At 69.5% G+C, this 11,907-nt stretch carries 13 protein-coding genes; 4 read left to right on the top strand and 9 right to left on the bottom strand.

From position 1 onward, the window contains the following. Positions 1 to 82: 82 nt before the first annotated feature. Positions 83 to 1,573, top strand: coding sequence for an MFS transporter (locus tag ACSZL9_RS10105; protein ID WP_446665365.1), 1,491 nt, complete (start codon positions 83 to 85; stop codon positions 1,571 to 1,573). Positions 1,574 to 1,704: 131 nt separating this feature from the next. Here ACSZL9_RS10105 and ACSZL9_RS10100 read toward each other — a convergent pair whose 3' ends face one another. The 4 genes from ACSZL9_RS10100 to ACSZL9_RS10085 are packed head-to-tail and all read right to left on the bottom strand — an operon-like array spanning position 1,705 to position 5,220. Continuing rightward, complete coding sequence (locus ACSZL9_RS10100) at positions 1,705 to 2,643, bottom strand: DNA-3-methyladenine glycosylase family protein (RefSeq protein WP_446665364.1); 939 nt, start codon at positions 2,641 to 2,643, stop codon at positions 1,705 to 1,707. Beyond that, complete coding sequence (locus ACSZL9_RS10095) at positions 2,640 to 3,389, bottom strand: hypothetical protein (RefSeq protein WP_446665363.1); 750 nt, start codon at positions 3,387 to 3,389, stop codon at positions 2,640 to 2,642. The genes ACSZL9_RS10100 and ACSZL9_RS10095 overlap by 4 nt, the downstream gene beginning before the upstream one ends. 9 nt (positions 3,390 to 3,398) lie before the next feature. Continuing rightward, complete coding sequence (locus ACSZL9_RS10090; protein ID WP_446665362.1) at positions 3,399 to 4,367, bottom strand: polysialyltransferase family glycosyltransferase; 969 nt, start codon at positions 4,365 to 4,367, stop codon at positions 3,399 to 3,401. Between the two features lies 1 nt (position 4,368). After that, positions 4,369 to 5,220 (bottom strand): glycosyltransferase family 2 protein, encoded by an 852-nt coding sequence (locus ACSZL9_RS10085; protein WP_446665361.1) that lies wholly within the window; start codon positions 5,218 to 5,220, stop codon positions 4,369 to 4,371. A 249-nt stretch (positions 5,221 to 5,469) separates the two neighbouring features. Here ACSZL9_RS10085 and ACSZL9_RS10080 point away from each other — a divergent pair, with 249 nt between their 5' ends. After that, complete coding sequence (locus ACSZL9_RS10080; RefSeq protein ID WP_446665360.1) at positions 5,470 to 6,351, top strand: helix-turn-helix domain-containing protein; 882 nt, start codon at positions 5,470 to 5,472, stop codon at positions 6,349 to 6,351. On the opposite strand, the gene ACSZL9_RS10075 is transcribed toward ACSZL9_RS10080, so the two are convergent. The 5 genes from ACSZL9_RS10075 to ACSZL9_RS10055 all read right to left on the bottom strand — a co-directional run bounded on the left by ACSZL9_RS10075 (position 6,252) and on the right by ACSZL9_RS10055 (position 10,241). Beyond that, positions 6,252 to 7,439, bottom strand: a complete 1,188-nt coding sequence (locus ACSZL9_RS10075) for an MFS transporter (protein WP_446665359.1) — start codon at positions 7,437 to 7,439, stop codon at positions 6,252 to 6,254. The genes ACSZL9_RS10080 and ACSZL9_RS10075 overlap by 100 nt on opposite strands. 78 nt (positions 7,440 to 7,517) lie before the next feature. Then, a complete protein-coding gene (locus ACSZL9_RS10070) occupies positions 7,518 to 7,940 on the bottom strand; it encodes a hypothetical protein (RefSeq protein ID WP_446665358.1) in 423 nt (140 codons plus the stop codon). 7 nt (positions 7,941 to 7,947) lie between these two features. Next, the gene (locus tag ACSZL9_RS10065; protein WP_446665357.1) at positions 7,948 to 8,706 is read right to left on the bottom strand and encodes an SDR family NAD(P)-dependent oxidoreductase; all 759 of its coding nucleotides are present in this window, start codon (positions 8,704 to 8,706) and stop codon (positions 7,948 to 7,950) included. Next, positions 8,699 to 9,931 (bottom strand): AMP-binding protein, encoded by a 1,233-nt coding sequence (locus ACSZL9_RS10060; RefSeq protein WP_446665356.1) that lies wholly within the window; start codon positions 9,929 to 9,931, stop codon positions 8,699 to 8,701. Before ACSZL9_RS10060 ends, ACSZL9_RS10065 begins: the two co-directional genes overlap by 8 nt. Before the next feature lie 58 nt (positions 9,932 to 9,989). Further along, positions 9,990 to 10,241, bottom strand: a complete 252-nt coding sequence (locus ACSZL9_RS10055; RefSeq protein WP_446665355.1) for an acyl carrier protein — start codon at positions 10,239 to 10,241, stop codon at positions 9,990 to 9,992. 102 nt (positions 10,242 to 10,343) lie between these two features. On the opposite strand from ACSZL9_RS10055, the gene ACSZL9_RS10050 reads away from it, so the two are divergent. Beyond that, positions 10,344 to 10,844 carry a GNAT family N-acetyltransferase gene (locus tag ACSZL9_RS10050; RefSeq protein WP_446665354.1) on the top strand — a complete coding sequence of 167 codons (501 nt, stop codon included), beginning with the start codon at positions 10,344 to 10,346 and terminating at the stop codon, positions 10,842 to 10,844. Further along, positions 10,837 to 11,895 carry a pseudaminic acid synthase gene (gene pseI / locus ACSZL9_RS10045; protein WP_446665353.1) on the top strand — a complete coding sequence of 353 codons (1,059 nt, stop codon included), beginning with the start codon at positions 10,837 to 10,839 and terminating at the stop codon, positions 11,893 to 11,895. The genes ACSZL9_RS10050 and pseI overlap by 8 nt, the downstream gene beginning before the upstream one ends. Positions 11,896 to 11,907: the final 12 nt, after the last annotated feature.

Here is an 11,907-nt window from a genome sequence, read left to right as displayed (position 1 = left end):
CTCTTTACATCGTACACAGTCATGTCTTATCGTCTGCTTCTGACATAAATAGTTTGTTTTATACACAGTTAGGGAATGGCTGATGAAGACCACTCACCTCGCGGCACCCACCGCCGGACGCAAGGAGTGGCTGGCGTTCGCCGTGTTGGCGCTGCCGCTGCTGCTGGTCTCGATGGACGTGTCGGTGCTCTACTTCGCCGCACCCGAGATCAGCCGTGACCTGCATGCATCCCCGACCCAGCAGCTGTGGATCTTCGACGTCTACGGGTTCGTGCTCGCCGGGATGCTCGTGACGATGGGCGCTGTCGCCGATCGCATCGGTCCCCGCCGTCTCCTGCTGATCGGTGCGGCATGCTTCTCGGCCACGTCGCTGCTCGCGGCCTACTCCGGCGGCGCGGTGCAGTTGATCCTCGCCCGCGGTGTGCTCGGGGTCGCCGGTGCGAGCCTGATGCCGTCGACCCTGTCGATGCTGCGGTCACTCTTCCCCGGCGAGCGGGAGCGCGGCCGGGCCATCGGTGCGTGGACCGGCATCATGACCGGCGGCGTCGGACTCGGCCCGGTGCTGAGCGGCGTTCTGCTGCAACACTTCTGGTGGGGTTCGGTCTTCCTGATCAACCTGCCGGCGATGGCGCTGTTGCTCGTCCTCGGGCCGGTGCTGCTCCCCCGCGGTGATCGCCACGAGCACCGGCTGGATCTGCCCAGCTCGTTGCTGTCGCTCGGTGGCATCCTGTCGAGCATCTTCGGCATCAAGCAGTGGGCCGCCGACGGGCTCGACCTGCGCTGGATCGTGTGCATCGGCGTCGGGGTGGCGCTGCTCGTGGTCTTCGCACGCCGTCAGTTCCACCACCCGCACCCGATGGTGCCGCCCTCCCTGCTGCGCAACCGGGGCTATCGCGCGGCCCTGACCGGCAACATGATCTGCTCCTTCGCGCTGGTCGGCAACGCAGTGCTGATCACCGCCTACCTGCAGCTCGTGCTCGGCTACGACCCGCTGGTCGCCGCGCTGTGGAGCATCGTGCCGACAGTTGGTGTCGCCGCGGTCGCGCCGTGCGCCGCTCCGCTGGGCCGTCGGCTCGGCAAACCGGTCGCCGCTGCGGTCGGATTCACCGTCGCGGCAGCCGGATTCGCGGTGCTCGCGGCTCTGGGCACTTCCTCCCTGGTCCCCGCACTGATCGGTTCCGGCATGCTCGCGGGCGGTCTGGTGCTGACCATGACCCTCGCCGGCGAACTCGTCCTGGCAAGCGTCGACGAAGGTCAGGCAGGTGCCGGGGCATCGGTCTCCGAAGCCGCGAGCGAGCTGGGCGGTGCACTCGGCATCGCGCTCCTCGGCAGCGTCGCCGCCGCCGGTTACCGCGCGCAGGCACACGACGCGCTGCCCGCGGCGGTGGCGCACGGCCTGGCCGGTGGCTCACTCGCCGGAGCCGCAGGTGTCGCGGCCGCCCTGCCCGACGCGCTCGCGCAGCAGGTGATGGACGCGGCACGCGCGGCATACGTGCACGGCATGCACCTCGCGACGCTGGCCGGTATGGCGCTGCTCGTCGCCTCCGCCGTCGCCGCCTGGCGCCGGCGCTGACAAGCCCTGAGATGGCCGAGCTTGTCGAGGTCATGGTTTCGACAAGCTCAACCACCATGTCTCAAGCTCAACCATCTTGTTTCAAGCTCAGCCACCTTGATTCAGGCTCAACCAGGCAGATGCGTCGAGGCTCAACCCGGCAGATGCGTCGGCACGGCCAGCCGTGGCCCACGCCGTGGCGCGCCGAGCCGACCGGCGGTGACGAGGTATTGCACGCGGTAACGGTGGCCGGCATACGGCTCGAGCAGTGTCGCCAGCCCCTGGTCGTCGACGGGGGCACCGGTCAACGCGTGCCCGATGTCCTTGGCCACGTGGTAGTCGCCGAAGCTGACGGCGTCTGCGTCCCCGGCGGCGCGCTGCATCGTCTCGGCTGCCGTCCACACCCCGATGCCGGGCACGGATCGCAAGCGCTGCCAGGCCTTTTCGCGCGGCAGATCAGCACACTCCGCCAGCCGGGGTGCCACCTGCAGGACGCGTTGCACGGTGTCTGCGCGGCGACCGTCGACACCGGTGCGTAGCCACTCCCAGGACGGGATGCGCCGCCAGCCCGCGACGTCCGGCGGCACCATCAGCCGCAGCTTCGCGATGGTCTCGGCCGGGCCGGGCGCGGGTGCCCCATGACGACGCACCAACTGCCGGTAGGCGCCGAACGCCTGCTTGCCGGTGACGCGCTGCTCGATGATCGCTGGGATGAGGCTGTCGAGGATCAGCCGCGAGCGTGCGACCCGCCAGTGCTGGTGTGTCCGGGCGACCCGATGCAGTGTCTCGTGGTGGATCCGGAAGGTCTGCAACTCGTCCGTGTCACCGAGCAGCTCGGGCAGGCCGTCGAGAGTCCACTGCGCACCGGGTCCCCAGGCATGTGCGACGACGCGGTCACCGCTCGTCGCCGGCTCGCGGTGCAACCGCAGCGTGACCGGTCCGTCGGGGGTGCGGGCGGTGCGCCATACGACACCGGGGGCGGAGTGGTAGGTGGGGTCACCGGATCCGTGCTGATAGACACCCAGGATCGCTTCGAACGGGACCGGTCGCCCCGGCGCGAAGTCGGCGGTGATCGACGCCTGGGCCGTCACCTGCGCCGGAAGGTCAGCAGGGCGAGTCCGAAGTTGCCGCTCTCGCCCGCTGCGACGGTGTTGGCCTGTCGGCCCTCCTCGAGCGCGAGGTCGCCGACCAGCGACAGACCCTGCTCGTCGGCGCGCGCGATCAGCGAGCGCACATCGGCCACCGCGACGCCGCCGGCGTCGCGCGGACCGAGCCGCAACGACACGATGATCAGCCCGCCACGACGCAGTGCCGCGGTGCCGCGGGCGAGGTCCTCGTCGACAGTGGCGGGGTCACTGGAGTGCGGGTGCAGGCGCACGACGAGGTCGACCGAGCCCGCGTCGATGTCGGTGCCGACGACGTCGGAGCGCATCACGTCGACGGCCAGCGGCGCGAAACCGATCTTGGTCGCCCACCGCGAGAAGACCGACCGGGCTCCGGCCGTGTCGACGACGACCGCGTGTCGCCGCCCGTCGTCGACGACGCGCAGCAGTGCCGCGAGGGCGCCGAAGGCCGCCCAGGCGCTGGTGTCGTCCAGGGTGCGGGCCAGCCCGAGCCGGCGGGCGGCCTTGCGGGCCAACCGTGCCTCGTCGCCGTCGAGCAGGAAGCCCGTGGTGCGCACGCCCGCGAAGTCGGCTGCCCGCAGCGAGACCTTCTGCTCGACCGGGCGCGGCAGCTTGGACGCCGTCTCCTTGGCGGCCTGCCGGGCGCGTCCGACCACGCGCTGCACTGCGGGTGAACCAGAGATGCGTGCGGCTGCTGCCCGTTGGACCTTCACACCTCGACTCTAACTGCTGACTCTGACAGGCGCCGGGAGATAGCGACTCAGCAGCGCCCGCTGACCACGCCCGAGGCCGGTGTCCAGATGCTCCAGGCCCGGGGTGACGACGCGTGTCCCAGGCATGTGATGGAGCGCCGCGAGGTTGAGCAGGGCGGTGCTCGTGCCACCGACGGCAGCCGACGCACCGACAACCGCGGGGTCGAGCTCGGCCGGCAGATCGCCGTCGACGGTGTCGAAGTCGCGGTATCTGCTGGGGTCTTCGGCGGGGTGCGGACGGACCACCAATCGTCGTCCGGTGCTTTGCGTTTCGCGCAGGATGTCCTCGATGTGGCGCAGATAGTCCTTCTCCCGCAGCGCGCCGATCTCGACCCACGGGGAGCTGAGGAAGATCACCCGCTCGTCGTCCGGGTCCGGCCTGCGGTCACCCACGTGCGCGCAGAACTCGGCCCGGATGCGCGCGTCGAGGGCGAAGTCGTGCCGGGCGTCATACATCGCGAACCTGGTGGTCGTCAGTCCCCTGGCCGCCCCCTGAACGGCCAGTGCGCGGACGGTCCGCCACGGCTCGCCGACGCCCTGCCGACGCCAGGCCGCGCGGCGGGTGCGCCAGTCGCCATACGTGCCCAGACCCTCGTCCGTCACCACGGTGTGTATGGCGCGCAGCGGCCTCGCGCGACGCAGCGTGACCCATGGTTTGATGCCCGGTGCCCCGACCGACAGATACGTCAGCGGACCGTCCGGCAACTCGGCGAGCGCCCCGATCGACTCGACGATCTCCACCCGACTGCCGGCGGGCAGCGTGAGGAATCGTTCGACGTCGGTGGTGTCGACGCGTGCGTGACCGAGGAACGTCCCGCCGGTCAGATAGGTCAGTTGCACCGGCTCCTGCACCGTCCGCAGGTATGCCGCGAGGTGGACCAGATGCGTGCGGCTCCGCACGCCGGTGATGACAACCTGTCGCACGCTCAGCTCACTCACCTCACACCACGGGCGGGCGGCCGGCACGGGCCAGTCGGCACACGGTCCGCCAGGTCATCGGGCGCCGCTCTCCCGCGCTGGTGCGGATGCCTTCGACGAATCCGCCGGCCCAGGTGCGCAGCGCCCGGCGGTCGTGCACGCGGGCGACGGTGACGCCGGTCCAGAAGGACAGGTAGACCGGCACGAGCGGAGCCGGCAGGTTGCGTTTGGCGACCCACACCCGGTTGCGGGCGTTGGTGTGGAAGTAGACGTCGTGCCGTGCAGCGGGGGTGGCCGGGTGGTGGATGACCACGGACGGCGCGTATTCGATCCTCCAGCCGAGGTCGACCATTCGCCACGCGAGGTCGACACCTTCGTGCCCGAAGAAGAAGTGACCCGGCCACCCGCCGGCCTGCTCGAACGCGGTGCGCCGCACCAGGACCGCGGCCTCCCAGAACCAGGCGGCCGGACCGGCACGACCACCGTCACGCACGTCGAAGCGTGGCACCCAGCGACGTGGTGACGGCTTGCCGTCGGGGTCGACGCCGCGCGGCTGCACGACGGCGATGCGGTCGTCGGAGCTCAGCCGTCGTGCCAGTTGGGCGATGACGTCGACCGAGGGAAGGGCGGCGTCGTCGTCGTAGAAGTAGATGAACTCGCCGCGAACTTCCCGCGCGGCGATGTTCCGGCCCTCGGGGATGCCGACATTCTCGGGCAGGTGAATCGTCCGCACCCAGTCCGGCAGACCCTCCGGCTCCCAACCGTTGCCCACCAGCACGACGTCCAGCTCGACATCCTGCTGCGCCCGCAGTGTCGCGAGCGCGCGCCGGAGCTCGGCAGGACGGTCCCCCATGTGCAGCATCGCGACGCCCACGGTGGGTCGACACATTGGCCGCCGCTGGACTGCGGCCGAGGTCAGCGGACGCGAATCCGGCGCACTGAGAGTGCCTTCCACCCAATGTCTCCCTACTGAGGACGCCTGTTGTTTCGCAAGTTACGAGTCGTGGTTGAACGGAGTGCGGAGCGTGTCTGAACATCGCGACAACCCAGGCACTCGCATGCTGCGGTCGTCGAGTCGGTCGCCGCATTGACCGAGCGCCGGCGTCCGGGGAATGCCCGGGCAATGAGCGCGCTTGCACCGGGCATGGATTACTCCCGGATCCGGTGGCGCATCGACCGATCGTGGAACTGCGAGCTGGCCGCGGGCAGCTCCCTGGAGCCGACCCGCTCGTCACTGTGGTTGCTCGTCTGCTCCGGCTCGGTCGACCTCGGGGACGGCGACACGACCACGCTCGACGCGGGCGATGCGACATACCTGCACCATGCGCTGCTGTACACGGTGCGCGCCGCGACCGACAGTCGGTTGCTGGTGGCCGACCTGCGCGCGGTCGGCGGCGAGTTGGGCGCGCCGATGATCGCGCGTGACTTCGCCGCGACACAGAGCGGCATCGTCGCCCTGCTGGCCGCCTGCCCGGTCCGTGGCGAGATGAAGGTGGAGCGGCCCGGTGTCACCGAGGCGTATGGCGAACTGCTCGGATCGGCAATGCTTTCCGAGCATCAACGCGCCCGCGCCCTGGACGACCGCCTGCCCAGCACGTCGGCCGACAGCGTCGTCAGTGCCGCGGCCATGGCGATGGCTGCCGATCCGATTCGCGACTGGACACTCGCCGACCTCGCCCGGCTCTCGCACGTCGGCACCACCACGTTGGTCGGGCGGTTCCGGCAGGCCACCGGCCTGGCCCCGATGCAGTTGTTGCGGCGGCTGAGGATGCGCCGCGCGATGGACGAGCTCAGCTCCTCCGACGCCTCGATCGGTGTCATCGCCGCGCGCTGCGGGTACGGCTCTGCCGAGGCGTTCGTGCGGGCGTTTCGTGCGGAGACGGGTGCCACCCCGGGCCGGTGGCGTCAGTCCTCGCGAGGCACCAGCCGGATCACGGCGAAGCCGACCGCGGCAACCGCGGCGAGCCCCGCACCGACCGTCATGGCGGCCCAGACATCACGGTGATCGACGATCAGACCACCGACGATCGCACCCAGTGTGATCGCGGTCTGGAAGGCTGTCACCTGCAGTGACACCGCTGCCTCGACGCGGTTCGGCTCGGCCCGCGAGACCCACAGCTGGGTCGTCACCGGCACCATGTTGAATCCGGTCCCCCAGGCGACCACGGCCAGCGTGACGACGAGCGCCGACGAGTGTGCGGTCATCAGCGTCAGACCGATGAACAGCACCGTCGGAGCCGCCACGACTCCCACCCGCAGGCGGGTCGACAGCCAGCCGCCGAGCAGATTGCCGAGCAGTCCGCCGACACCCCAGGCCAGCAGCAGGACGGTCACCAACGAGGGAGTCACCGCCTGCAGCGCCACCCGGATGTAGGGGTACGCGGCGAAGTTGGCGAAGGCGGCCAACGAGACCATCGCCACGCCGACCATCAGCCGGCGGTTGCCCAATGCGCGACGCATCATCGCCGCACCCGCACCCGGATGCGCCGGCACCGGTGGCAGCAGCCTGGCCAGCGCCAGCCCGGAGGCAGCCGTCGCTGCGATGAGGATGGCGAAGACGGCACGCCAGCCGACCGCGTCACCGAGCACCGACGCCAGCGGCACGCCGATGATGGTCGCCAGGCTCGTGCCCAGCGACATCGCGGTCGAGATCAGCGCCGGACGACCGGTGATCTCGACGCCCACACCGAAGGTGAAGGTCCAGAAGCCGGCGATCGCCACGCCGAGCAGGACGCGTCCGATCAGCAGCACCGGCAGCGAAGGTGCAACTGCCACAACGACATTCGATGCGAGCGCGAGCGTCAACAGCCCGAGCAGCACCCGCCTGCGGTCGGCGCGCGGCAACACTGAGGCGATCGTCGGCGCCGTGACCGCTCCCGCCAGCGCGGTCGCGGCAATGGCGAGACCGGCACGGCCCTCGGTCACGTGCAGGTCGTCCGCCAGCAGCGGCAGCACCCCGGCAGGCACGAACTCGGCACCCACCAGGACCGCCGTGCCGGTGGCCAGCGCGAGTGCCGTCGGTATGGCGCCCGGCCGGTCAGTGGTCTGCGGATCGACGGCCGGCAGGGTTCGGGTCTGTTCGGAGCAAGTCACCACTCCAGCGTCCAACCTGTCGAGGGTCGCGGGTGGACCCGACGACCCGCACCATTGATCGAACCGCCGCGCGGCACGTCAGCCGGAAGCGCGCAGTCCACAACACACGAGCACATCGTCGACCGTTGCGAAGTCGACACGCACCTGCCGGGCGAGGTCACCGGGCACGATCAATCCCGGCCAGCCGAGCCACGAAAGCACTGGCAGGCCAAGCAGTTTCGCGGTCACCTCACACTGCGTCCACCGGGGCCAGACGACTGCGGGGTCGGTGCTGCGGACCCTGCGAGCGAGGCTGCCGTTGACCGGATGATCACGCAGCTCGGCATCGATCGCAGCCCGTCTGACAAGGCTCTCCGGCACCTGCCAGGCAACGCCCCGGCCGTCGGGCAAGTGCGAGCGGACCCCTTCGTCCCTGGCACGAAGAACAGCGCTCGGCCCGAGCACGAGGTGATCGGGCACGGCATACCGGGCGAGCAACTCGGTGTCGGTCAATGTGCGCATCGATCGCTCAGATCGAGCTGCCGCCGTCGATGGTGATCACCTGACCGTTGAGGTTGGTGTCGTCGAAGAGCAGCGAGCGCACGACAGGCGCAATGTTGGACGGGGTCACCATGCGGCCCGACGGCGTGCGCCGGGCGATCGTCGACAACTGCTCGGTGCCCAGCACGGACGACATGTCCGAAGCGAAGAAGCCGGGCGCCACCGAGTTGACCAGGAAGCGGCCGTGCATCTCCCGGGCGAGTGTGCGCATGGCGGCATCGAGGCCGCCCTTGGTCGCGGCATACGTCACCAGACCGGAGTAGCCGCGCTGTGCGCACACCGAGGTGACCATCACGATCCGACCGCGGCCGGTCTTGGCCATCGCGTGCCGGATGAACGCCCGGGTGAGCACCAGCGGCGCGGTCAGGTTGGTCTGCACGATCTGCGCGATGCGTTCCGGCGAAGTGTGCAGGTGCATCGAATCCTGGCCCGTCGCAGCGTTGTTCACCAACGAGTCGATCGGGCCGAGCGCCGCGTTCGCCTCCTTGAGAAACGCCTTCACGCCCGCCTGGTCGTTGATGTCGACCGGTGCGGCGAAGAGCCTGTCGTCATACTCCTGCTGCAGTTGCTCGATCTCGGGGGTCAGCTTGCGGGAAAAGGTCGCGACCTTCGCGCCGCGCTGCAGCGTGTCCCTGACCAGCTCGAGGCCGAGGCCCTTGGTGCCGCCGGTGATCAGCACGCACGACGCGGCCGGGATCGGTTGCTGGGTCGAATCAGCGTCAGACATCGCTCTTCAGGCTCTCCTTGATCGGGATCTCCGGCAGCACGCGCACCCGGCGCGGCACGGAGTAGTCGGGCAGTTGCTCGGCGCACCAAACGGTGAGGTCACCGGTCGTCACGGTGGCGCCGCCGGTGAGGACGACCTCGGCCACGACGACCTGGCCGACCAGCGGCGCCTTACGGCCGCGGACCGCGGCCCACACCACGTCGGGGTGGTCCAGCAGCCGGCGGCGCACAGCGGACCCGGATGCCTTCGAGCCGCCGACGTTGATCTCGTCGGACGCGAGGCGCCCCACGATCGCGACGCGGTCGTCGGTCACCTCCACCCGATCGCCGGTGTGTATGGCGCCAGGCATGCCCTCGGCAGCGTGCCGCGAGGCGATGACCAGCTCGTCGTCGATGACGCGCAACGTCGGCCGGTCCGACGCCTCCCGGTCCAGCCAGGTGCGCGGAAAACCGGCGCGCCCGTCATGGACCGCGATGGCGGCGCCGGCCTCGGAGGACGCGTAGATCCAGGAGATCCGCGCCGCCGGGAAGATCTCGCGCAGCCGGTCCAGGATCGCCTGGTCGACCGGCTCCCCGCCGAGGGTGATCTGCTCGAGCGACAACTGCGCGACCGTCTCGCCGCTACGCCAGATCGCCTGCCGCCAGAACGTCGGGGTGCCCGACGCCGCGGTGACGCCGTGCTCGAGTGCCAGCCGCGGCCACCGGTCGATGTCGCCGGGCTCGATGAAGACCACGTCCTGCCCGGGCAACGACAGTGACAACGTGACGATCTGCCACCACGCGTAGGCACCCGTGGCGTAGGGGCACAGCCAGGTGCGGGCAGGCTGCTCCCCGGTGACCGTGGTCAGAGAACCCAAAGTGTGCACAACCTGTTTCGGCCGACCAGTGGATCCGCTGGTGAGCAGCAGGAGCCGTCCCGGCGCGACCGCTCGCTCGGCCTCCGACGGCTTGATCCCGTCGCCGGTGACGACGGACAGACCGTCCGCCAGGAAACCGTCGGCCTGCTCGGCGTCGATCCGCCGGGCCGAGGTGATCAGCGTCTCGCGGTCGCCATCGACGGTGTGCTGCCAGACGGCGCGTACCGCGTCGGTGTTGTCGTCGGCGAGGACGGCCGCGGAGCTCGGCAGCTCCGGCCACGAAGGCAGGCCGGCCCAGGTGCCGGCATACCGGCTGGTGACGATGCGGTTGCCGGCGCCCGCAGGTGTGTCGGTGCTGCCGGCGCTCATGCGGGGTCCCCGCGAAGTATTCGGAGGAGCGCAGCGGGGGAGAAACTTCGTGGGGTGCTCATGCAGGTTGGAGCTGGTCGATGAAGTCGAGCACGTCGCCGACCGTCTCGACCGAGCGCAGCTCGGGTGCGTCGAAATTCAGCTCGGTGTCCAGCTCGTCCTCGACCCGTAGCGCCAGCTCGGAGAAGTCCAGCGACCGGAATCCGATCCCGTCCAGTCGTGCGCTGTCGTCGGACGGCAGCTCCTTGCCCTGTGCGGCCAGAACCTCACCCATCATCGTGCGCACGTGGTCGCGGCTCAGACCGGACATCGGGCCTCCCTCGGTGTTCATCAGTTGTTGTCTTTCCCGTCGATCGGACGGCATACGTTCCGTGCTGTTGGACATTTCACCGGGACAATGGAGGAACGCTAGGTGCTTCGCCCTGCCACTGACGCCGACAAGGAGAACGCCCGAGTCTGGCGGAACCATCCGCAGGTCCGTGCGGTCTCCCTGACACAGGAAATCATCACACCCGAAGATCACGAAACCTACTGGGAATCGTTGCGTGACAACGCTATTCGCCGAGTGTTCATCTTTGAGTTCGCTGGTGTTCCCGCAGGTGTGGTGACCTTTTTCGACATCGACGACGAGGCTCGAACAGCGATGTGGGGCTACTACCTCGACAACGCCGGGCTCGAGCAGCGCGGACAGGTCCTGCCCGCCTGGATCAAGATCCAGCGGGAGGCCGTGAAGCTCGCGTTCGGCGAGCTCGACCTGGCGGAGTTGTATGGCGAAGTGCTCGACGCGAACGAGGCCGTGCGCTCGATGAACACCCGCAACGGCTTCGAGGAGATCGACGCCGAACAACGCACCGTCGGCGGGCGACCCGTCACGGTGCACACCATCCGCCGCAGGAGGCAGCCCCATGACTGAACCGGTCGACATCACGATCGGCAAGCACACGATCGGTCCGGGTCACCGGCCGTTCATCATCGCGGAGGTGTCGGGCAACCACGACGGCTCGCTGGACAAGGCGCTCGACATCGTGCGGATGGTCGCCGACTCCGGCGCACAGGCGGTGAAGCTGCAGACCTACAAGCCCGAGACGATCACCATCGACTCGGACGCACCCGACTTCCGGCTGTCGGACGGGCACGAGCTGTGGGGCGGTCGCACGCTGTGGGACCTCTACCAGGAGGCACACACGCCGTGGGAGTGGCACGAACCCATCTTCGAGCTGGCGAATTCCCTTGGCCTGGCATGCTTCTCGTCGCCCTTCGACGCGACGGCGATCGATCTGCTGGAGTCGCTGGACACCCCGGCTTACAAGATCGCGTCGTCGGAGATCGTGGATCTGCCGCTGGTGCGGCTGGCGGCAAGCAAGGGCAAGCCGATGATCATCTCGACCGGGATGGCGTCGATCAGCGAGATCGACGCGGCGGTCGAGGCCGCACGCAGCACCGGCAACAACCAGATCGTCGTGCTGTCCTGCACCGCCGACTACCCGGCCAACCCGGAGGAGTCCAACCTGCGCGGCATACCCGTGCTGCGCGACGCGTTCGGCACCCACATCGGCCTGTCCGACCACACCCCGGGCATCGGTGCGCCGCTGGCCGCCGTGGCGCTCGGCGCAGTGGCCGTGGAGAAGCACGTCACCATGGCCCGCGAGGGTGGCGGGGTCGACTCGTCGTTCTCCCTCGAGCCGGGCGAACTCGCCTCTCTGGCACGCGAATCCGAAGTCGCATGGCAGTGCCTCGGCAGCCCGCGCATCGGCGCGACGAGCGGCGAACGCGAAGGTCTGCGCTTCCGCCGCTCGCTGTATGTCGTCGCCGACGTGCGCGCCGGCGACCCGGTCACCAGTGCCAACGTGCGCTCCATCCGACCGGCGGGCGGGCTGGCTCCAGACCTCTTCGAGACGGTCGAGGGACGCACGTTCAGCACCGACGTGGCACGCGGCACCGCACTCACCTGGGACCTGGTCTGACGTGGCCGATTT

The organism is Flexivirga sp. B27 (assembly GCF_052905685.1).
Note: the sequence above shows the minus strand (reverse complement) of the source record. Positions and strands in the feature narration are given on the sequence as shown.